At 64.3% G+C, this 22,236-nt stretch carries 15 protein-coding genes and 1 pseudogene; 11 read left to right on the top strand and 5 right to left on the bottom strand.

Annotated features, from left to right (window positions below; all coding sequences use genetic code 11):
• Nucleotides 1-58 precede the first annotated feature (58 nt).
• The 6 genes from NKG59_RS04240 (at nucleotide 59) to NKG59_RS04215 (ending at nucleotide 8,278) form a co-directional block, all read left to right on the top strand.
• The gene (locus NKG59_RS04240) at nucleotides 59-1,021 is read left to right on the top strand and encodes an AAA family ATPase (RefSeq protein ID WP_253535533.1); all 963 of its coding nucleotides are present in this window, start codon (nucleotides 59-61) and stop codon (nucleotides 1,019-1,021) included.
• A gap of 10 nt (nucleotides 1,022-1,031) precedes the next feature.
• Nucleotides 1,032-2,114, top strand: a complete 1,083-nt coding sequence (locus NKG59_RS04235; RefSeq protein WP_253535532.1) for a DUF58 domain-containing protein — start codon at nucleotides 1,032-1,034, stop codon at nucleotides 2,112-2,114.
• The gene (locus NKG59_RS04230) at nucleotides 2,111-4,144 is read left to right on the top strand and encodes a transglutaminase TgpA family protein (RefSeq protein WP_253535531.1); all 2,034 of its coding nucleotides are present in this window, start codon (nucleotides 2,111-2,113) and stop codon (nucleotides 4,142-4,144) included. The genes NKG59_RS04235 and NKG59_RS04230 overlap by 4 nt, the downstream gene beginning before the upstream one ends.
• Before the next feature lie 383 nt (nucleotides 4,145-4,527).
• Entirely contained in the window at nucleotides 4,528-5,172 is a 645-nt protein-coding gene (locus NKG59_RS04225) for a carbonic anhydrase (RefSeq protein ID WP_253535530.1), read from the top strand.
• 127 nt (nucleotides 5,173-5,299) lie between these two features.
• Nucleotides 5,300-6,877, top strand: a complete 1,578-nt coding sequence (locus NKG59_RS04220) for a SulP family inorganic anion transporter (RefSeq protein ID WP_253535529.1) — start codon at nucleotides 5,300-5,302, stop codon at nucleotides 6,875-6,877.
• 285 nt (nucleotides 6,878-7,162) lie between these two features.
• Nucleotides 7,163-8,278, top strand: coding sequence for a collagen-like triple helix repeat-containing protein (locus NKG59_RS04215; RefSeq protein WP_253535526.1), 1,116 nt, complete (start codon nucleotides 7,163-7,165; stop codon nucleotides 8,276-8,278).
• Between the two features lie 98 nt (nucleotides 8,279-8,376).
• On the opposite strand, the gene prpF is transcribed toward NKG59_RS04215, so the two are convergent.
• The 4 genes from prpF to prpB all read right to left on the bottom strand — a co-directional run bounded on the left by prpF (nucleotide 8,377) and on the right by prpB (nucleotide 14,578).
• The gene (prpF, locus tag NKG59_RS04210; protein WP_253535524.1) at nucleotides 8,377-9,564 is read right to left on the bottom strand and encodes a 2-methylaconitate cis-trans isomerase PrpF; all 1,188 of its coding nucleotides are present in this window, start codon (nucleotides 9,562-9,564) and stop codon (nucleotides 8,377-8,379) included.
• A complete protein-coding gene (acnD, locus tag NKG59_RS04205) occupies nucleotides 9,561-12,158 on the bottom strand; it encodes a Fe/S-dependent 2-methylisocitrate dehydratase AcnD (RefSeq protein ID WP_253535522.1) in 2,598 nt (865 codons plus the stop codon). The genes prpF and acnD overlap by 4 nt, the downstream gene beginning before the upstream one ends.
• Nucleotides 12,159-12,475: 317 nt before the next feature.
• Nucleotides 12,476-13,645: a bifunctional 2-methylcitrate synthase/citrate synthase gene (prpC, locus tag NKG59_RS04200; RefSeq protein WP_092974691.1), complete on the bottom strand. Its 1,170-nt coding sequence runs from the start codon at nucleotides 13,643-13,645 to the stop codon at nucleotides 12,476-12,478.
• Between the two features lie 36 nt (nucleotides 13,646-13,681).
• Nucleotides 13,682-14,578 carry a methylisocitrate lyase gene (gene prpB, locus NKG59_RS04195; protein ID WP_253535520.1) on the bottom strand — a complete coding sequence of 299 codons (897 nt, stop codon included), beginning with the start codon at nucleotides 14,576-14,578 and terminating at the stop codon, nucleotides 13,682-13,684.
• A gap of 194 nt (nucleotides 14,579-14,772) precedes the next feature.
• Here prpB and prpR point away from each other — a divergent pair, with 194 nt between their 5' ends.
• From prpR to NKG59_RS04180, 3 genes are all read left to right on the top strand, one after another.
• The gene (prpR, locus tag NKG59_RS04190) at nucleotides 14,773-16,713 is read left to right on the top strand and encodes a propionate catabolism operon regulatory protein PrpR (RefSeq protein ID WP_253535517.1); all 1,941 of its coding nucleotides are present in this window, start codon (nucleotides 14,773-14,775) and stop codon (nucleotides 16,711-16,713) included.
• A gap of 113 nt (nucleotides 16,714-16,826) precedes the next feature.
• Nucleotides 16,827-17,525, top strand: a complete 699-nt coding sequence (locus NKG59_RS04185; RefSeq protein WP_045205498.1) for an HD-GYP domain-containing protein — start codon at nucleotides 16,827-16,829, stop codon at nucleotides 17,523-17,525.
• 237 nt (nucleotides 17,526-17,762) lie between these two features.
• Nucleotides 17,763-19,109: a GGDEF domain-containing protein gene (locus NKG59_RS04180; protein WP_253535515.1), complete on the top strand. Its 1,347-nt coding sequence runs from the start codon at nucleotides 17,763-17,765 to the stop codon at nucleotides 19,107-19,109.
• A 23-nt stretch (nucleotides 19,110-19,132) separates the two neighbouring features.
• Here the strand turns inward: NKG59_RS04180 and NKG59_RS04175 are convergent, their stop codons facing one another.
• On the bottom strand, nucleotides 19,133-19,702 hold the full coding sequence (locus NKG59_RS04175) for a cysteine hydrolase family protein (RefSeq protein ID WP_253535513.1): 570 nt from the start codon (nucleotides 19,700-19,702) through the stop codon (nucleotides 19,133-19,135).
• 143 nt (nucleotides 19,703-19,845) lie between these two features.
• On the opposite strand from NKG59_RS04175, the gene NKG59_RS04170 reads away from it, so the two are divergent.
• Nucleotides 19,846-21,156 (top strand): chloride channel protein, encoded by a 1,311-nt coding sequence (locus tag NKG59_RS04170; RefSeq protein WP_253535511.1) that lies wholly within the window; start codon nucleotides 19,846-19,848, stop codon nucleotides 21,154-21,156.
• A gap of 910 nt (nucleotides 21,157-22,066) precedes the next feature.
• Nucleotides 22,067-22,201, top strand: a pseudogene (locus NKG59_RS26495) (ESPR domain-containing protein); the annotation flags it as partial.
• Nucleotides 22,202-22,236: the final 35 nt, after the last annotated feature.

Raw genomic sequence — 22,236 nt, 5'->3', positions numbered from 1 at the left:
CGCGGGTGTCGTGCGATGCCGCTACACTCGCTGGCATTGTTGCCTTGGCTGCACCTTGATGACGCCCAACCAAGTCCCGCTGTCTCCCGTTCGTACGACATCCGCTACCCCGCTCACCTTGCCGGCTGCGTTGTCGCAGGCGCAACGCGCGCTCGATCGCATCGTGCTCGGCAAGCCACTGCAGATCCGTCTGGCGCTGGCGTGTTTGCTCGCACGCGGGCACCTGCTGCTGGAAGACCTGCCGGGCGTAGGCAAGACCACGCTGGCGCATGCGCTGGCTCGCACGCTCGGGCTGCAATACCAGCGGGTGCAGTTCACAAGCGATTTACTGCCGACCGACCTGATCGGCGTATCGATCTATGTGAAAGAAAAAGGCGCGTTCGAATTCCACCCGGGCCCGCTGTTCGCGCAGGTGGTGCTGGCCGATGAAATCAACCGCGCCACGCCAAAGGCGCAAAGCGCGCTGCTCGAAGCGATGGCCGAAGGGCAGGTCACGCATGACGGGGCGACGTATCCGCTGCCCGAGCCGTTCTTCGTGATCGCCACGCAGAACCCGCTGAACCAGATCGGCACGCATCCGCTGCCGGAATCGCAGCTGGACCGCTTCACGATGCGGCTGTCGCTGGGTTATCCCGATCAAAGTTCCGAACGTGCGCTGTACCTCGGCGGTGGTGCGCCGCAAGACATCGAGCCGGTGCTAAGCGCCGCGCAGGTCATCGCCTTGCAGACGGCTGCCGATGCCGTGCACGTGGCACCGGCGCTGGTCGACTATGTGCTCGCACTGGTGAATGCCACGCGCACCGATGCACAGGTGCAGATGGGTCTGTCGCCGCGCGCCGGGCTGGCGTTGCTGGCGGCCGCGCGTGCCTGGGCGCTCATCGATGACCGCGATGCCGTGCTGCCCGAAGACGTGCAAGCCGTATTCAAGGCCGTGGCGGCGCATCGGTTGCTGCCCATGGGCGGCACGCTGTCGGCCACCGCGCTGGCGCAGCGGCTGCTCGACACGGTCGCCATTCCCTAAGTACAGCGCCATGGCGCGGTTCACTTCTCTGCTGCTCGTGCCATTGCGTGTGCTGGGTGCGGGCTTGGCGATGCTGCCCGGCATCCGCTTTGCGCGGGCGCGTGTGCAACGCTTTCTGCAACGGCCGCGCACGCCGCGCGAAGGCCGCATCCGCCTGGACCGCAATCACGTCTACATCCTGCCCACCGCGGCCGGCGGCGGCTTTGCGCTGCTGCTGATGGTGATGCTGCTCACTTCGCTCAACTACAACGTGAGCCTCGGTTTTCTGCTGACCTTCGTGCTGGCCGGCGTGGCCGCGTCCGCCATGTGGCAGACACATCGCAACCTCGTTGATCTGGAAGTGCGCGGCGCGGCGGGCGATGCCGTGTTTGCCGGGCATGCTTTGAATGTTGGCGTGGCATTGGCCAACGTCACCTCGTGGGCGCGTGTGGGTGTGGATGTGAGCGCCGCGCAAGCCGCCGCGGTGGAAACATCGCTCGATGCGCAGGACGCCATCGTGGCCGCGTTGTCTTTCGCCGATCAGCCGCGCGGTTGGTTCAAGTTGCCGCGCCTGACGGTGTCGACGCGTTTTCCGCTCGGTCTGTTTCGCGCATGGAGCTATGCAGACGCGCCGCTGACATTGCTCGTCTATCCGGCGCCGGAACCTTCCGCGCCGCCGCTGCCCGCCAGCTTTGCGCCCGACCCTGGCGACGAAGACGACACGCGCGCCGCCCGTACCCATGTCGAAGAGGCCGCAGACCAGCTGCGCACATACCGCCCCGGCGACGCACTGCGCAGCATTGCCTGGAAACACAGCGCGCGGCTCGACACATGGATGAGCCGCACCGGCCAGCAAGCGCGCCACGCGCAATGCGTGCTCGCGTGGGAAGCACTGCCGCCCTCGATGAACGTGGAGCAACGCCTGTCGCGCCTGTGCGCCTGGGTGCTGGCCGCCGAGCATGCGCCTGCCGGCGATGAGCCCGAATACACGCTGAGCCTGCCGGGTGTTGTCATTGGCCCGGCGCGGGGTGTTGCGCATCGGGATGCATGTTTGCGTGCATTGGCGCTATGGGGCAAGCCTGCGCTGCCGGAAGCGGAAGGCGAAGCCACATGACCACTGCCACCATCGGCACCGAAGCGGCCGCCTTTGGCTCGGCCCGCGCGCTGACCCATCGCGAGCACGGTTGGCTGATTGCGCAGCTTGCTGTCGTGCTCGTGCCGCTGTTGCGTGCGCTGCCACTGGTGACCTGCGCCGTCTTCGGCGTGCTGCTGCTCTGGCGCGCGCTGCTGTGGGTGCGGGGCGCGCCGTTGCCGGGCAAGTGGTTGCTGGGGCTGACGGGCGTGGCCACGCTTGTCGTGACGCTCGCACTCGCCATGCGCACCGGCGGAAACATCGGGCGTGACTTGTCGGTGGCGCTGCTTGGCGCGTTTCTCGTGCTCAAGCTAATGGAGTCGCACACCGTGCGCAACGGCGTGCTCGTCACACAGTTGTGCTGCTTCCTGTTGCTCTCGCAGGTGCTGTTTGATCAGCCGCCCTGGCTGGCCGCCACCATGCTGGCGACCGTGGCGCTGCTGTTGCGCAACTGGCTGTTGCTGCTGCATCCGCAGGCGCGTGCGCGCGTATCCCCCGCGCGTGTGCTGGCGCGTTTGGTGCTCATGGGTTTGCCGTGCGCGGCGGTGCTGTTCCTGCTGTTCCCGCGGCTGGATCATCCGCTGTGGCGCCTGCCGCAAACTGCTGATACCGCCGTCAGCGGCCTGTCTGACCGCATGGCGCCCGGCTCCGTCGGCCAGTTGATCCTTTCGGACGAGCTTGCCTTCCGTGTCGATTTTTCCGGCGCGCCGCCACCGCTCGATACGCTCTACTGGCGCGGCATGGTGCTGTGGCGTTTTGACGGCCAGACATGGACGGCCGCGTCGATGCGGCAACGTCCTGCAGCAGAAAGCGTACCCAATTCTGCGGACGCAATTAGCGGCGCGCCGGGCGTATTCGACTACAACATCACGCTGGAGCCGACACGCCAGCGCTGGCTGTTTGCGCTCGATCGCGGCCAGTCGATCGAGGCGCGCGACGGCACCGGCCGCAGCATCGACGGCGAGTTCATCAGCACGCAACCGCTCGACCAGCGCGTGCGCTATCACGCGCGCTCGCGTCTGCCGGAGCGCAGTCGCACCGACGACGCCCGCCCGCTCGACCCGCTTACGCAGCAGATGGCGCTGGCGTTGCCGGCGGGCAATCCGCAAGCTCGTGCACTGGCAGCGCAATGGGCAGAGCTGCCGCCGCCTGAGCGCGTATCGGCCGCACTCAAGCTGTTTGGCCGCGCACCGTTTGCCTACACGCTTGAGCCGGAACCGCTGCAGGATCAGCAGATCGACGATTTCCTCTTCCGCACGCACCGTGGCTTCTGCGAGCACTACGCAGGCAGCTTCGTCTTCCTGATGCGCGCGGCAGGTGTGCCGGCGCGTGTGGTGGTGGGCTACCTCGGCGGCGAGGTGAATGCCGTGAGCGGTGACATCATCGTGCGCCAGTCCGATGCACATGCCTGGGCTGAGGTGTGGCTCGACGGACGCGGCTGGGTGCGTGTGGACCCAACCGCCGCCGTTGCGCCGCAACGCGTCGAACGTGGCCTGGCCGCCGCCGTGCCGGCCAGTGAATTCCGCTCGCGCCGCGCAGAAGAGCCCCGCTGGCTGCGCAGCGTGCGCTGGGGGCTCGATGGCCTCATCAGTGGCTGGAACAGTTGGGTGCTTGGCTACGACCGCAGCCGCCAGGCGCGCCTGTTTGCGTGGCTGGGGCTGGATGCTGCGGACCCTCGCGCGGTGCTGTGGGGCGTGTCGGGTTTGTTCCTCCTCGCTGCGCTGCCGCTCTTGTGGCAGCAGCGCAAGCCCAAGCCCGACCCGGTGCAGGCCCAGTGGCAGCGCCTGTGTGACCGGCTGGCGCGGCATGGTTGCGCGCGCGGCCCGGCAGAAGGCCCGATGGCCTACGCCGAGCGCGCCGCCGTGCAGTTTCCACAAGCGGCGCAGGCGTTGCGCAATGCAGCCGCCGGCTACGTTGCCCTGCGCTACGGCCGCGACGATGGCGATGCGCAAGCGCGTGCCCAGCGGTTCACGCAATGGCGCGAAGCCGTTGCGCAAGTTCGCCTAGGCTAAGGCGCAAGCTGTTGATCGGCTTAGAAAACGTGCCCCAAATGCGGGCACCCACGCGGTGGATCGACGGGGCTGGTCATTCACCTGTGATGGAATATTTTCCGATCCAGGAATTAAATATTTCGGATAGATAACTTGGGCAGTGGAATAACTGCACGCAGTTTCCCGATTGCAGATAATCGGTGCGACACAGTTACGCAGGGCATGCGCATTATCGGTGCATATTCAATCCGATTTGGCGTCGATGCCCTCACTGGCACAGCGGGAACCTTTCTCATACGATGGTTTTCGTAACGTTTCCGCTGCACTGCAACGTTGCCGAGAACACCCGCCCAACTGGGTTTCCGGCCTGCAGCGGTCTCGCAGATTCCGCAGGAGCCATACCAATGCATCGACCGAAACGCATGCTTGTCGAGAATGTCGCGTGGGCGCACGAAACTGCCGCACGTGATCCCGGATTCTTTTCACGTTTGGCCCAAGGCCAACAACCCCAGGTGTTATGGATCGGCTGTGCAGATAGCCGTGTGCCTGCTGAAACCATTACGCATTCCAACCCGGGCGATTTATTCGTCCATCGCAATATCGCCAATCTTGTTTGCCCGGCGGACGACAACACGATGAGCGTGCTGGAATATGCGGTGCGCGTGCTCAAAGTCGCGCACGTGATCGTGTGCGGGCATGACGGCTGTGGTGGCGTGCGCGCGTCGCTGCTGCCGCCGCCCGACGGTTTGCCGCACGTGGCGCGCCGCATTGCGCCGCTGTGCGCACTGGCCGGCCGTCACCGCACAGAACTCGATGCCGTGTCCGATCTGGATGCGCGCGTCAATCGCCTGGCCGAACTCAACGTGCTCGAACAGGTGCGCTGCCTGCGCGAGAGCCCCATCGTGCGCGAGGCAGAACGCCCGCCGCGCATACACGGCTGGATCTTCGGCCTGGCCGATGGACACATCCGCGTGCTGGCTTCGGGCGATCCCGATGCGGAACACGCCACCCGCGGCGACATCCTGATGCCCGCCGAGGCCATCGCTTAACCCGACCGGCGGCGGCGTTTGTGGCTGCCGCCGTTTCCTGACGCTTTCTCTCCTGACGCATGCCGGCGGTGCCCCCCGCCCGCAGGCAGGCGTTCGCGCGTGCGCAGTTCATACAACTCCAACAACCATGCAGACACCAACCTCACCGGCTTTCTTCCCGCGCGACATGCTCGCCGGGGTCATCGTGTTCTTTGTCGCCCTGCCGCTGTGCCTGGGTATTGCCAATGCATCGGGCGTTGACCCGCTTGCCGGGCTGCTCTCCGGCATGATCGGCGGCCTGGTGGTCGCGCTGCTCAGCGGCTCGCAACTGAGCGTGAGCGGCCCGGCCGCGGGCCTCGTCGTGATCGTTGTGGACGGCATTGCCAAGCTGGGCGGTTTCTCGGCATTTCTGATGGCCGTGGCGCTGGCGGGCGCGCTGCAGTTTGTGTTCGGCGTGCTGCGCGCCGGGCGCTTTGCGGCGTATGTGCCGTCGTCGGTCATCAAGGGCATGCTCGCGGCGATCGGGCTGCTGCTGATCATCAAGCAGGTGCCGCTCGCACTTGGGATGGCAAGCGGAGATGCCGCTGCCGGCGCCGGCACGCTCGCCACGCCGTTTGGCGCGTTCTCGGTCACGGCGATGCTGGTGACGCTGCTCTCCGCCGCCGTGCTCATCGGCTGGGATACGCCGATGCTGCGGCGATTCACGCTGGTGCGCGCGCTGCCTTCGCCGCTTGTTGTGGTGGCACTCGGCATTGGCGTGACGTCGCTCCTTGAGGTGGTGGCGCCGGGCATTGCAGTGCCGGCTGAGCATCGTGTCGATCTGCCGTCGCTCGCGTCGTTCGGGGCGTTTCTCGATGCGCTTGAGTCGCCCACGCTCGGGGCACTGGGCAATCCGGATGTCTGGCGCCTAGCGATGGCGCTGGCCATCGTGGCCAGCCTCGAAACGCTGCTGTGCCTGGAAGCCGTCGAGCAGATCGACCCAAAGAAACGTGCCGCATCGCCAGATCGCGAGCTGAAGGCGCAAGGCGTGGGCAACCTGGTGGCTGGCCTGCTTGGCGGGCTGCCGATCACGTCCGTCATCGTGCGCAGTTCGGCCAACGTGCATGCGGGCGCGCAGAGCCGCTGGTCGGCCGTCGTGCATGGCGCGCTGCTGCTGGCGAGCGTGTTTGCGCTCACCGCCATCGTCAATCTGATTCCGCTGGCGTGCCTGGCCACCATCCTGATCTTCACCGGCTACAAGCTGGCCAAGCCGTCGCTGTTCGTGGCGGTAGCGCGGCAGGGGTGGGATCGCTTTGCGCCCTTTATTGCCACCATCGTCGGCGTGCTGCTGACGGACTTGCTGATCGGCATCGTGATCGGCATTGCGCTGAGCATCGCGCTGGCGATTCGCGCCAACCTGCGCCGCACGATTGTCATGGCGCGCCATCATGACCACTTCCTGCTGTCGTTCCGCAAGGATGTGTCATTCATGGGCAAGGTGCCGCTCAAGCGCTATCTGGCGCAGGTGCCGGATCACGCCACGCTCATCGTCGACGGTGCCCGAGCGGATTACATCGATCCGGACGTGCGCGAGATGGTCGAGCACTTCATCGAGGGGGCGCCCGCACGCGGCATCGTTATCGAGCGCCATCACTTTGATGCCGCCGCCCCGAAACGCCCCGCCGGTTTGCGGCTGCCCCGCCTGCCATTCGTTCGGCAACCCGATAATCCAGTCGCCGGTATTTAACTCAATTTGGGTAATTTAGAACGCTGCCTCAAAACACATGCAAGTGCCCGCGTATATCGAGAACGTTTGCGGCCCCCGCTATGCCCGGTTTTACGTGGGTATCCTACGTAAATCCGGCGTCGGGGCGCGGTTTCTCCGCGTTTTACAATGTTTGCAATTGACGCAGAATCGGTGAATAGACTTAATTTGAACGCGCTATCCAGTGATTCGGATAGCGCACCGATAAAGTATCGAATCACGCAAAAGTGCGCATTATCAAGCGCATTTTTAAAACGGGAGGCAGACATGAAGACATTGCAACGAGGGACACTGGTTTCAGCGGCCTTGGTGGGCCTGCTTGTGCTGGGCGGTTGCGCCAGCTCCGGCTCGGGCGACATGAGTGGTACCTCCGGCAGCGATGGCAGCTCTGCCAGCAACGGTGGCGGCTCCGGTTCCGGCGGCTCGGGTGGCACGACAACGACTGCATCCACCACGCCCACCGGCGACATCGCCTACAAAAGCGGCGGGGTGGTGACGGCCACGGGGGACGCCATCAGCAGCCTGGGGTCGACGGTCGGCGGCAGCAATCTGCCGGGTGCGTCGTCGCTGGGCAATGTGGTCGACAACGTAGGCAATACGGTGTCGGCGCTCGGCACGGGGGTGCAATCGGGCCTGGGTAGCATCGGCACCAGCTCGAATCCGGTCGGCACCACGGTATCGAGCACCGGCAACGTGGTGACGCAGGTCGGGAACACCGTCGATGCAACGGGCGGCCTCGTGAGCAGTCTCGGCTCCGGACCGCTGCAACCGCTGTCGCCGGTCACGTCGCCGGTGGGCGGCGCGGTTTCGCAGGTTGGGCAGGCGGTGGCGGGCGCGGGCGGCACGCTTGGCACGGCCTTGTCGACCGGGCCGGTGGAGCAGGTCACGCAGCAGGTCAGTTCCGCTGTGGTGCCGCTCACCTCGCAGGTGACCACCGCCACGCAGACGCTGGGTAACACAACAGGCCTGGGCGCGCCCGCCAAGAACCTGTTGGAGACGGTGGGCGACGGTGTGGCCCACGTCGGTACGTCGCTGACCGCCACGAACGCCCCGGGCGTCTCGGGCCTGGGCGGCGTGGTCACGGCCACGGGCAACACGGTGGCGGCACTGGGTGGCCCGCTGTCTGGCGGTAGTGCATCGGGCAGCCCGTTGGCACCGATCACGAATGCCTTGGGCGGCGCAGGAGGCGGCAGCAGCCCGCTGGGTGCGGTGACCGGCGCGTTGGGCGGAACACCGACTGCTGGCGGCACGGCACCGATCGGCTCGCTGGTCACCAGTGTGGGCACCTCCGTCACGTCCACGGGCGCCACCACGCCGCTGGCACCGGTGACAGGCACGGTGGGCGGCGCACTCACCACCATAGGCGGCGCCCTGACGCACTGACTGCGTTCCTGCAATGCAAATGGGCCAGCAAGGCTGGCCCATCCTTCAAGCCGTTCTGCGCGATGCTGAACGGCTTTTTCTTTCCCGCTCCCTCTGGCTCAAGCGCCCGGCACGCGCACCCAGCCTTCCATCAACACGCGCGCGCTGCGGCTCATGATGGCCTTGGTCACGGTCCATTCGCCGTCCACCAGCTTGGCCTCCGCGCCCACGCGCAGCGTGCCGGACGGATGTCCGAAGCGCACTGCACCACGTTCTCCGCCGCCAGCCGCCAGGTTGACCAGCGTGCCAGGAATGGCCGCTGCCGTGCCGATGGCGACCGCTGCCGTGCCCATCATGGCGTGGTGCAGCTTGCCCATCGACAGCGCGCGTACGAGCAGATCCACATCGCCCGCGCCGACCTTCTTGCCGCTCGACGCCACGTAGTCCTTTGGCGGCGCAACGAACGCCACCTTGGGCGTGTGCTGCCGTGTGGCGGCTTCGTCGATGCTCTTGATCAGGCCCATGCGCACCGCGCCGTGCGCGCGAATGGTCTCGAACATCGCCAATGCCTTCGCATCGCCGTTGATGGCGTCCTGCAGCTCGGTGCCGGTGTAGCCGATGGCCTCTGCGTTGATGAAGATCGTCGGGATGCCCGCGTTGATCATCGTCGCCTTGAGCGTGCCCACGCCGGGCACGTCCAGATCGTCGACGAGGTTGCCGGTGGGGAACATCGCGCCGCCACCGTCACCGTCTTCCTCGGCTGCGGGGTCGAGGAATTCGAGCTGCACTTCGGCTGCCGGAAACGTCACGCCGTCCAGTTCAAAGTCGCCCGTCTCCTGCACCGCGCCGTTGGTGATGGGCACGTGCGCGATGATGGTCTTGCCGATGTTGGCCTGCCAGATGCGAATGACGGCGACGCCGTTTTGCGGCACTCGGCTCGCATCGACCAACCCGTTGCTGATGGCGAACGGGCCGACCGCTGCGGAGAGGTTGCCGCAGTTGCCCGACCAGTCCACAAACGGCTTGTCGATGGAGACCTGGCCAAACAGGTAATCCACGTCATGGTCCGGGCGCGTGCTTTTGCTGAGGATCACCGTCTTGCTGGTGCTCGACGTGGCGCCGCCCATGCCGTCGATCTGCTTGCCGTACGGGTCGGGGCTGCCGATCACGCGCATCAGCAAGGCGTCACGCGCGGCGCCCGGCTGCTGAGCGGCCTCGGGCAGGTCTTGCAGACGGAAAAACACGCCCTTGCTGGTACCGCCACGGATGTACGTGGCAGGAATCTTCACTTGCGCCGGGTGGCTCATGCCGCCTCCTTGTTCGATTCCAGGAAGTCCTGCGCAAAGCGCTGCAGCACGCCGCCGGCTTCGTAGATCGACACTTCCTCATCGCTATCCAGGCGGCACGTCACCGGCACTTCCACGCGCTCGCCGTTTTTGCGATGAATCACCAGCGTGAGGTCTGCGCGCGGCTTGCGTTCGCCGATCACGTCAAAGGTTTCGGTGCCGTCAATGCCCAGCGTGAGGCGCGTGGTGCCCGGCTTGAATTCCAGCGGCAGCACGCCCATGCCGATCAGGTTCGTGCGGTGGATGCGCTCGAAGCCTTCGGCCACGATGGCTTCCACGCCAGCCAGGCGCACGCCCTTGGCCGCCCAGTCGCGCGAGCTGCCTTGGCCGTAGTCGGCGCCGGCAACCACGATCAGCGGCTGCTTGCGCTCCATGTAGGTTTCGATCGCTTCCCACATGCGCGTGACCTTGCCTTCGGGCTCGATGCGCGTGAGCGACCCCTTCTTCACGGTGCCATCGACCACGGCCATCTCATTGATGAGCGTGGGGTTGGCAAACGTCGCGCGTTGCGCGGTCAGGTGATCGCCGCGGTGCGTGGCGTACGAGTTGAAGTCCTCTTCCGGCAGGCCCATCTTGGCCAGGTATTCACCAGCGGCACTGCTGGCCAGAATGGCGTTGGACGGCGAGAGGTGATCGGTCGTGATGTTGTCGCCCAGCACGGCCAGCGGGCGCAGACCCGTGAGCGTGCGTTCACCAGCCAGCGCGCCTTCCCAGTACGGCGGGCGGCGGATGTAAGTGCTCTGCGGGCGCCATGCGTACAGCGGGCTAACGTTGGCAACGGACTCGCTGCGCTGCTCGAACATTGGGATGTACACCTTGCGGAACTGCTCCGGCTTGACCGATGCACGCACGATGGCGTCGATCTCTTCGTCGGTCGGCCACAGGTCTTTGAGCAGGATCGGCTTGCCGTTGGCATCGGTGCCGAAGCTGTCGCGCTCAATGTCGAAACGCACCGTGCCCGCAATCGCGTAGGCCACCACCAGCGGCGGCGACGCGAGGAACGCCTGCTTGGCATACGGGTGAATGCGGCCGTCAAAGTTGCGGTTGCCCGACAGCACGGCCGTGGCGTACAGGTCGCGGTCAATGATCTCTTGCTGGATCTTCGGGTCCAGCGCGCCGCTCATGCCGTTGCAGGTGGTGCAGGCAAACGCGACGATGCCAAAGCCCAGCTTTTCCAGTTCGTGCTTCAGGCCGGCTTCTTCCAGATACAGCTCAACGGCCTTGGAGCCTGGCGCCAGCGAGCTCTTTACCCACGGCTTGCGGGTCAGGCCCAGGCGGTTGGCGTTGCGCGCCAGCAGCGCGGCGGCAATCACGTTGCGTGGGTTGCTGGTGTTGGTGCAGCTCGTGATGGCCGCAATGATGACGGCGCCATCGGGCATCTGGCCCGGCGTTTCTTCCCATTTGCCGGCGATGCCCTTGGCGGCCAGGTCGGTCGTCGCCACGCGCGCATGCGGGTTGGACGGGCCGGCCATGTTGCGCACCACGCTCGACAGATCGAAGCGCAGCACGCGTTCGTATTCAGCGTGCTTGAGCGTGTCGGACCACAGGCCTGCGGCCTTGGCGTACGTCTCGACCAGCTTGACCTGCTCGTCGGTGCGGCCGGTCAGGCGCAGGTAGTCGAGCGTGTTATCGTCAATCGAGAACATCGCCGCGGTGGCGCCGTACTCGGGGGCCATGTTCGAGATGGTGGCGCGGTCGCCCAGCGTGAGCTTGGATGCACCTTCGCCGTAAAACTCAAGGTATGCGCCCACGACCTTCTGCTTGCGCAGGAATTCGGTCAGCGCCAGCACGATGTCGGTGGCGGTAATGCCGGGCTGACGCTGGCCCGTCAGCTCCACGCCAACGATGTCCGGCAGGCGCATCCACGAGGCACGGCCGAGCATCACGTTCTCGGCTTCCAGGCCGCCCACGCCGATGGCGATCACGCCCAGCGCATCCACGTGCGGCGTGTGGCTGTCGGTACCGACGCAGGTGTCGGGGTAGGCCACGCCGTCGTGCGCCTGGATGACGGGCGACATCTTCTCCAGATTGATCTGGTGCATGATGCCGTTGCCCGCCGGGATCACGTCGACGTTCTTGAACGCGAGCTTGGTCCAGTCGATGAAGTGGAAGCGGTCTTCGTTGCGGCGGTCTTCAATGGCGCGGTTCTTGGCGAAGGCATCGGGGTCGAAGCCGCCGCATTCCACCGCCAGCGAGTGGTCGACGATCAACTGCACTGGCACCACCGGGTTGACTTTGGCGGGGTCGCCACCCTGGTCGGCAATCGCGTCGCGCAGGCCGGCCAGATCGACCAGCGCGGTCTGGCCCAGGATGTCGTGGCACACCACGCGCGCCGGGAACCAGGGGAAATCCAGATCGCGCTTGCGCTCGATGAGTTGCTTGAGGGAATCGGTGAGCGTGGAAGGATCGCAGCGGCGTACCAGATTCTCGGCGAGGACTCGGGAGGTGTACGGGAGCTTGTCGTAGGCACCGGCTTGGATGGCTTCGACGGCTTCTCTCGCGTCGAAGTAGTCGAGCTGGGTGCCGGGGAGGGGTTTGCGGTGTGCTGTATTCATGGTGTGGGTGCATCCCTTGTTTCATCCCCTAATCGGGGGCGGGCGGTTGTGGTCCATCCCGGGTATCGTCCCCTGCCGGGGCCGACTCACTTTTCTTTGTCTTGCCAAAGAAAAGTAAGCAAAAGAAAGGCGCGCCCGAGATGGCGACTTCCCCTTGAAATTATGTAACCGGGCGGAGACGGGAAAAACTCGCTTCGCTCAAACAGTTTCCCGTCTTCTTTCCGCCCGCTTACAGAAATTCAAGGCGCCATCTAGGGCAGGAACGTCAACGGCCACACCATCTACGGTCTGGGGTTGACGTTCCTTCTGTTGCGGTCTTACGGACGCTTGCCGATCGGTACGAATTTGAGGTCGTCCGGGCCGGTGTAGTTCGCGCTCGGGCGGATGATCTTGTTGTCGATGCGCTGCTCGATGATGTGCGCTGCCCAGCCCGACGTACGCGCGATCACGAACAGCGGTGTGAACATCGCGGTCGGCACGCCCATCATGTGGTACGACACGGCACTGAACCAGTCCAGGTTCGGGAACATCTTCTTGATGTCCCACATCACGGTTTCCAGGCGCTCGGCAATGTCGAACATCTTGGTATTGCTGGCTTCCTTCGACAGCTTGCGCGCCACTTCCTTGATGACCTTGTTGCGCGGGTCCGACACGGTGTACACCGGGTGGCCGAAGCCGATCACGACTTCCTTGGCTTCCACGCGGCGGCGGATGTCGGCTTCGGCCTCGTCCGGGGTGTCGTAGCGCTTCTGGATTTCGAAAGCGACTTCATTGGCACCGCCGTGCTTCGGGCCGCGCAATGCGCCAATCGCGCCGGTGATGGCCGAATAGATGTCCGAGCCCGTGCCGGCAATCACGCGGCCGGTGAACGTCGATGCGTTGAACTCGTGCTCGGCATACAGGTTGAGCGAGACGTGCATGGCGTCAACCCACGACTTCGGCGGTTCCACCCCGTGCAGCAGGTGCAGGAAGTGGCCGCCGATGGAGTCGTCATCCGTTTCGACTTCGATGCGCTTGCCGTTGTGGCTGTAGTGGTACCAGTACAGCAGCATCGAGCCGAGCGATGCCATCAGGCGGTCGGCGATGTCGCGTGCACCGGGGGTGGCGTGGTCGTCCTTCTCAGGCAGCACGGTGCCCAGCACCGACACACCCGTGCGCATCACGTCCATCGGGTGCGCAGAAGCAGGCACCCATTCCAGGGCGGCCTTCACGTTGGCGGGCAGGCCGCGCAGCGCTTTCAGCTTGGTCTTGTAGGCAGCCAGTTCAGCCTTGTTGGGCAGCTTGCCGTGCACCAGCAGGTGGGCGACTTCTTCAAACTCGCACGCGCCGGCCAGGTCGAGGATGTCGTAGCCGCGGTAGTGCAGGTCATTGCCAGTGCGGCCAACGGTACACAGCGCGGTGTTGCCGGCGGTGACGCCCGACAGGGCCACGGATTTCTTCGGCTTGAAAGCGCCGGCGTTCGGCGTGCTGTTATCGGCTTCGCTCATGGTGTGGTCTCCTTGAATGCGTTGAATTCGTAGGCGTTATTTCTGTGCGGCAAACAGCGCGTCGAGCTTGTCTTCGTACGCGTGGTAGCCGAGATATTGGTACAGATCGGCGCGCGATTGCATGGTTTCCACGGCCGCCTTCTGGGTGCCATCACGCATCACGGTCTGATAGAAGTTGAGCGCCGCTGCGTTCATCGCGCGGTAGGCGCCGCAGCAGTACAGCGCGATATCGACATTGGCGCTGCGCAGTTCGTCGGTGGTAAAGAGCGGCGTGCTGCCGAACTCGGTCAGGTTGGCCAGGATGGGCACCTTCACTGCGGCCTTGAAGCGGCGGTAATCGTCCAGCGTCTTCATTGCCTCAGGAAAGATCATGTCGGCGCCCGCTTCCACGTAGGCAACAGCGCGCTCGATGGCGGCGTCGAGGCCTTCGGAGGCGGCCGCGTCGGTGCGGGCCATGATGACGAAATCGTCATCGGTACGGGCATCCACGGCGGCCTTCACGCGGTCGACCATCTCGTCGATGGAAACGACTTCCTTGCCCGGGCGATGGCCGCAGCGTTTCTGGCCGACCTGGTCTTCCAGGTGCACGGCGGCCACACCGGCCTTGATGAACGACCGAATGGTGCGCGCAATGTTGAAGGCGCCGCCCCAGCCCGTGTCAATGTCGACCATCAGCGGAATCTGCACGGCATCGGTAATGCGGCGCGCGTCGATCAGCACGTCTTCCATCGTGCTGATGCCCAGATCCGGAATGCCCAGCGAGTTGGCAGCCACGCCGCCGCCCGACAGGTACACGGCCTTGAAGCCGGTCTGCTCGGCCATCTTGGCAGCGTAGGCGGTGATGGCGCCCACCACTTGCAGCGGTTGGGATTCAGCCACGGCGGCACGGAATTTGGCGCCGGCGCTGGTGGGGTGTCGTTGCGTTGTGCTCATGTGTGGCTCCAGAAAGATCGGCCTAAGAGAGCAGGAAGCGGGCCACCCAGGCGAGGCGTCGTAACCCCTTGATTTGTATGAATGTGACGTTGACGCCCGGGCGCACATCATTTCAAAAATGAAATTTGCAATTTCAATGTGGAAACGCGCGGCGCATAATGTCGAGACTGCTGTTTTTCTGGCCGCACCGCACCATGAGCCCTACTGGAACCGACTTGACCGACCGCCCCCGCATCTGGGCCTGCGGTATCAGCCGCCTGAGCGATCTCTTCCTCGACATTGCCGCGGAGTACAACGACCGCGCCGAACTGCGCGTCATCACGCGCGGCTTTGAAGACATCGTGCGCGAGATCGACGCCGCCGGCACAGAGCGGCCCGACGTGGTGGTGGCGGGCGGGTCCAACGGCGCATATTTGAAGCCGCGTCTGTCGCTGCCCGTGGTCGTCATCAACCCGACGGGTTTTGACGTGATGCACGCGCTGGCCCGCGCCCGGCGCGATGCGGAATCGGTGGCGCTCGTCACCCACGGCGACACGCCCGAAGAGGTGCGCCGCTTTGTCGCCGCCTATGGCATGGACGTGGTGTTTGCCTCGTACACCTCGCGCCAGGGCGCAGAGAGCTGCGTGCTGGACCTGCGCGATCGCGGCGTGGGCGTGGTGGTCGGCCCCGGTCTGGTGACGGACCTGGCAACGCAGGCGGGCATGAACGCCGTGTTCCTGTATTCGCGTGACTCCGTGCGTGCGGCGTTCGATACCGCACTCGAAGTCGTACAGGCCACACGCCGCGAAACGCTGCGCCGGCAGCGGCTGGACAACCTGCTGCAGCATCTGCGTGACGGTGTGGTCGCGCTGGATGCGCAGGGCCGCGTGGAGGCCATCAACCAGCGGCTGGCCACTGCATTGGGGATCGAGGCAAAACAGGCAATCGGGCAACCGCTGCTGAGCATCGCGCCCAGCCTGTTCGGCTTGCTGCCCGATGCCGACGGCGACACGCTGGGCACCGTGCGGGGCGTGAATTACGTCATCCACCGTGGGCCGCTGACGAGCACCGGCGCCTCTGAAGGCACGGTCTTCACTTTCCAGGAATCCCGCGCGGTGGAGCGGCTGGACCGCACATTGCGCTCGCGCCAGCGCCCGCAGCAGTTCAGCGCGCGCTACCGGCTCGAAGACCTCGTGGGCGAATCGTTGCCGATGGAACGCGTGCGCACGCTGGTGCGTCGCTATGCCAAATCCGACGCCACCGTGCTCGTGCTGGGCGAATCCGGCACGGGCAAGGAGATGGTCGCGCAGGGCATGCATCAGCTCAGCGCGCGGCGCGATTTTCCATTTGTCGCCATCAACTGCGGCGCATTTCCCGAGGCGCTGCTCGAAAGCGAACTGTTCGGCTACGAAGAGGGCGCTTTCACCGGCGCGCGCAAGGGCGGCAAGACCGGGCTGATTGAAGCCGCGCACCGCGGCACGCTGTTCCTCGATGAAATCGGCGAGATGCCGCTGCCGCTGCAAAGCCGCCTGCTGCGCGTGCTGCAGGAGCGTGAAGTGGTGCGGCTGGGTTCCACCGAGCCCACACGCGTCGACATCCGCGTGATGGCCGCCACGCACCGCGCGTTGACGGACGCGGTAGAAGCCGGCACGTTCCGCGCCGACCTTTACTACCGGCTCAACATCCTGAGCATTGCGCTGCCCCCGCTGCGAGAACGGCCCGACGACGTGATGCCTCTGGCCGCTGAACTGCTCGTGCAAGCCGCGCGCCGCGAGCCGCGCCTGCTGCTGCGCATTGCCGATACGGAAGAGGCTGCCCGCGTGCTGGCCGACATTGCGGAGCCGCTGCGGCGCTACGCCTGGGCCGGCAACGTGCGCGAACTCCAGAGCGTGATCGAACGGATTGCCGTGGAACTGGCGTACACCGAAGACGCCAGCGCCGTCACGCAAGACGTGCTGCGGCTGATTGCACCGGAAGTGTTTGCCCACGCCACGCCCGGCAAACCAGCGGTATTGACGCTGCGCGAGCGCAGCCGGGGCGTGGAAGCCGAAGAGATACGCACGGCGTTGGCAGCCCACGACGGCGATCGCGACGCCGTATGTGCGGCATTGGGCATCAGCAAGACGACGTTGTGGCGGCGATTACAGGCGGGTTAGATCAAAAATGCCCCGCGTAGGTGGTTGCGGTCGACTGGCGCGATGACTATCGTGCAATCCTCCATCGAGCCTCATTGCGTGCTGACAGGTGCGCTACCAAGAAGGTCAACACCATGGCACAACAAGGTCGCCCCCGCATCATCCTCGCCAGCCTGACGCTTGCCGGCGGGTCGCGCTATCCGTCGGCCCTGGGCCACCTTGTCCGGACGGCCGCTGTTGCGGCGTACCTGGCAAACGTTTTGGAGCTGGACGACGCCGAGCAGAGGCGCATCTACCTTGTGGCACCCGTGCACGACATCGGCAAGCTGGGCATTCCGGATGACGTGCTGCTCAAGCCCGCCTCCCTCACCGACGCAGAGCAAGAGGTCATGCAGCGGCACTCGGATATCGGTGCCGACCTGCTTGCCGGAACGCCTGACCCGGTCCTGCAATTGGCAGCCAGCGTCGCGCGCCATCATCACGAGCATTTTGACGGCAGCGGCTATCCGGGCGGCCTTGCGGGTGACGACGTTCCGCTTGCCGCGCGCGTCGTATCGATTGCCGATGCGTTCGACGCCATGCTCGAGCCGCGCGTCTACCGTCAAGGGATGTCGGAGGACGACGCCCTCGATGCGCTGGCAGACCAGAGCGGCCGGTACTTTGACCCGGCTCTGATGGATTGCTTCCTGAAGAATGTGTCGGGGGTTCGGCGCGCCCGCGCTGCTGCAGAAAGCCTGGTGCAGCAGTACGGCGACGTGTCGAGCGTCATCCGGTTCTACGGAGCGCGAGGCGAATCCCCTTCATTCCTGAGGTATATCCAGACGCTTGGATAATCGGCGCGCGGCGCAGCGCGTCATTGCTGGCGGCGCCCGCCCGCTCGGCGAAACATCATGCGCGGCGATCATGCCAAACGGGATCACGCTCTTGGCGCAGATGCTTGCCTCGACACCCATTTTGGCGAGCTGCAACCATGCAGCGCAATGCCCACACAACCCTTTGGACGGCTTTTCGGTGGGGCCGGAACCGTGGAGAATCGCGCTCCAACCCTGCTCGCCAACCTGTAGTTCGGAATGACAGAAAACAATCCCTCGGAGACCGCCCGGCACGCCCTCAAGCTGCTGGCCTCACGCAGGTTGGCGCCCACGCCAGACAACTTTGCCTCGATCTATTACGAAATCGCCGGCAGTAAGCCAAACGGAGACGCCCAGGACGCCGATCGGATGGCACTGGTGCGGGAGTTGTGCGAACAACTCGCGCGCACGGTGGAATGCTGCCTTCCGGTGCTTGGTGAAGACGATGCCAGCATCGGCCCCGCCGCCTGGGCGCTGATCCGCGCTTGCCGCTCCGAATTTGAAAGCCTTGCCAACCTGAACGCCAAGCTCTCGACGTTCAACCACCGGTTGTCGCTTGCGGCCGAAGACCAGGGCGAGATCCGCCGGGCGCTGCTGGGCCTGCTGCAACTGGTGTTTGAGAACATCGGCGAGTTGTCATTGGACGATCACTGGCTGCGCGGCCAGATCGACGCCCTGATGAAAGCCAGCGAGGCCCCCGTGAGCCTGCGCCGGCTGGATGACCTGCGGCGTCGCCTCATGGAGGTGATCCAGAAGCAAAGCTCGCTGAAGTCGAAATCGATTGAAGCGCAGGAAGAGATGAAGCGGCTGCTGGCTGCCTTCATGGAGCGCCTGTCCGTTGCCGCTGAAACCTCGGGCGAGCATCACCGCCAGATGGAAGCCTGTGCCAAGAAGATCGAATCGGCCAACAGCATCGCAGAGATCGCGCCGGCCATTCAGGACGCGCTTTCGGCCACCCGCTGGATGTCGGTGGAGTCGGCGCGTAATCGCGACGTCCTGTCGGCCATGAAGGTCAAGGCCGAAGAGGCTGCCGCCGAGGTGGCGCAACTGCGCAAGGCGCTCGACATGGCATCAGCTTCAGCCCGCCACGACCTGCTGACCGGCGCACTCAATCGCAAGGGTCTGGAAGAAGCGCTGGAGCGTGAAGTTGCACGTGCGGTGCGCCAGAACACCACGCTCTCCATTGCGTTCCTGGACATCGACGACTTCAAGTCGATCAACGACACGCACGGCCACAGCTTTGGCGACGATGCGCTGTCGCACCTGGCCCAGGTGGCCCGCGAATCGATGCGCCCGCAAGACACGCTCGCCCGCTTTGGCGGCGAGGAATTCGTGATCCTGATGCCCGACACGTCGCTGGAAGAGGGCGTGCAGACCATCGTCCGCCTGCAGCGAGCGCTCACGCAACGCTTCTTTGCGGCGGGCGACACGCGGCTGTTCATCACCTTCTCTGCCGGCGTGGCGGAAGTCGGCAAGGACGAACCGCCCATGGCGGCCATCCATCGCGCCGACCGCGGCATGTATCAGGCCAAGCGCGCCGGCAAGAACAAGGTGGTCAGCGCCTGAGGCACGCCGAAAACCTTCTGTGACTACTCCAGCAGCGACAACGCATCTGCCAGCGACAGCACCGTCGTGCGCGATTCAAACGCCGTGGCAAAAAGATGGTCGTGCACGATCGGATCCGGGTCGTAGCAGCAGTCCTTCACGGTGAACAGGCGGTAGTCCGCATCGCTCGCGTGGGCAACGGACGATAGCATCACACCCGTCGACGCCACCCCCACCATGATCAAGGTATCAATGCCCTTGGCGGATAACCGCACCTGCAGATCGGTGCCGTAGAACACGCTGGCGCGGTGGGCGATGATGATCGACTCATCAGGCTCCCGCCCGAGTTCCGGCGAAATGCGGTCTTCAACGAACAGCCCCAGTTGCTTGACGCCTTGCCCGTTCTTGTTCAACGGGCTGACTTCCGGATAGCCGGGGCTGAAGTGGAACTTGGCGAAATAGACGCTGACGTCCTTGGCTCGCGCAGCGTCGCACAGCTTGCGGGTGTTGGAGAGCAGCGTGGGTGCGACGGCTGGAAACAACGCCATGATGTCGGTCTGGTAGTGCATGACCAACAACGCCGTTTGCTTGGGAACAAGCGCGAATGTCGACATAGGGCTACACGATCCGGGGGAGGGCGGACGACTCTATCACGGGGCACCGCGGCCTGGACTACCGCGTGCGATCAAGGCCGCACGGAGGCCAACTCATGTCGGGTCTTATAATCTCCGCTTCCCGGACCCCACACCTCAGCCCCATGTTTTCTCCTCTCCACATCGCAGATCGATCAGTGCGTCGGGCCAGGAGACTCTGGGCAAACTACGGCATCTTCTGGCTCGGTGCCGTTCTCGTGGGTCTGGTTTCCGTCGCCTACGCCAAGATCATCGATTTAGGGTTCGAGCTTTTTCGAGGCATGGTGTCGCACGCGTTCTGGCTGCCGATCGTCATTACACCGGTTGGTGCGGCGCTTGCCATCTGGCTGACGCGCCAGTTTTTTCGCGGTGCCGAGGGCAGTGGCATTCCGCAGGTCATTGCGACGCTGGAGGACGGGCGGCTATCCAGTGCGCTGCTCTCCCTGCGCATCATGATCGGCAAGATCGTGGTCTCGTTCCTGGGCATCCTCTGTGGCTTCACGATTGGCCGCGAGGGGCCCACGGTGCAGATCGGCGCATCGCTCATGTACGCCATGCGGCGGGGCTATCGTCGAAGCAGCAAGCACATCGAGCGGCAACTCGCGCTGGCGGGCGCAGCGGCCGGGCTTGCGGCGGCGTTCAACACGCCGCTGGCGGGCGTCGTGTTTGCCATTGAAGAACTCACGCGCAGTTTCGTGGCCCGCAACAGCGGCACGCTCATCACCGCCATCATTTTTTCTGGCGTGGTCGCCCTGGGCCTGCAAGGCAACTACCTGTATTTCGGGCGCATCCAGGCCATTGGGCAGTTTCATCTGGCGCTGGTGCCCGTGGTGATTGCCGCGAGCGCCATCTCGGGCGTGGCTGGCGGGGCGTTCTGCTGGCTGCTGCTCAACATACCGCGCTGGATGCCTGCGCGGCTGGTTGACATCAAACAACGGCAACCGGTGTGGTTTGCCTTCCTGTGCGGTATCGCCATCGCGCTGATCGGCCTGGTTTCAGGCGGCACCACGTTCGGCAGCGGTTATGCAGAAGCGCGGGGCCTGCTGGAGACCCATCAGGCGCTTTCGCCGTTCTATGCGGTGCTCAAGTTCTGCGCGTTGATCGCGTCGTACCTGTCGGGCATTCCGGGTGGCATTTTTGCGCCGTCGCTGGCGATTGGGGCGGGGCTGGGCAACGTCATGTCGCTGGTGACATCGGCGATACCGCTGCCGAGTCTTGCCGCGCTCTGCATGGTCGGCTACCTGGCGGCGGTCACGCAGTCGCCCATCACATCGTTCGTGATCGTGATGGAGATGATCGACGGCCACGAGATGGTCTTGCCGCTCATGGCGGTGGCGTTGTTGTCCAGCCAGGTCTCCAAGGCGCTGACGCCGTCGTTCTATCACACGCTTGCGCATCGGTTTCGTGCATCAATGCCGCGCCCAGCCGCGCAGTGAAAGTGAACACACTCGTCTAACTGCACAAATGCACCAAACGCACGCCGCCGGTGCAGCGGCAGTCCAAATCCCCTAATGTGTGCGCGATAAAAAAGCGGCATGCCCCAATACAAGGCGTGCCGCTTTTTTTTCGTTCTTTGCGCAACGTTTTCTTTGAAATGAAACCGTCGATATTAACCCCTGCATGAGCGTGGATTTAATCATCGATATCTGGTGAATATTTCAATACGTTAACAATGGCGCATAGCCGAGTATGTCTAAACAAACACATGCACCAAAATGCGCATGATGGGTGGTTCGAATTGTAAAAACCCTGCGTTTCTTAGTACTAAATATCTAGACACAATATTCAAATTCGACTATTTTTCCTTCAGTCTTTGAAGTTTTTTTCCCTCTGCGCCTATCTCAGCCCCTGCACATCAAGACGGGTCTGTGCATGAGATAGCGCTCCTTCGTCAATAAGAAAGCCGCACTGCCGGGGGTACGGTAGCAATGAATACGACGAGCTACACGGTCAGGGCAAACGTTTGGGCAAATATAAGGCACCTGCGAGGTGTCGATCCATGCCCAGCCCACGCCATTCATGTCGCTATCAAATGGCCCTTTGATCCTCCCTGATTTCCATTGCCCTTCACGGGCCAAGCCGTTGACCGCTAAACGTTAGGCTCGGCGGACCAACATCCAACTCGCGTTGTATGGAAGACGCTCCCAAAGGGAGCGTTGAGTTGCTGCGTCCTTTTTAAAGCCACGTGGTCATCGGTCATTGAATTCTGGCAGTTCCAATCAATCGGGAACCCGTTGTATTTGCGGGTGCCAAGGGTGCGCTCGTCCTTATGGTTTGCGCTGCGCGATGGCTCACCCGGTTTTTCTGTTTTTTTCTTGAGCTCACGGCGAGCACGATGGAATCAATATGAACAAATCATATAAAACGATTTGGAATGATGCGCTGGGCGCCTGGGTGGCCGCATCGGAGGTGGATAAGGCTAAAGGGAAGGGGGGCACGGTTGTGCGGCGCGCCGGTAGGAAGATGGCAGGGCATGCGATGACTGTGGCTGCCGCCGCCGTGGCGCTTTTGGGCTC

The sequence above is a fragment of the Ralstonia chuxiongensis genome (assembly GCF_024158925.1).
Taxonomy (GTDB): Bacteria; Pseudomonadota; Gammaproteobacteria; order Burkholderiales; family Burkholderiaceae; genus Ralstonia; species Ralstonia chuxiongensis.
The sequence above is the reverse complement of the archived record's forward strand: the minus strand, read 5'-3'. Positions and strand labels throughout refer to the sequence as shown.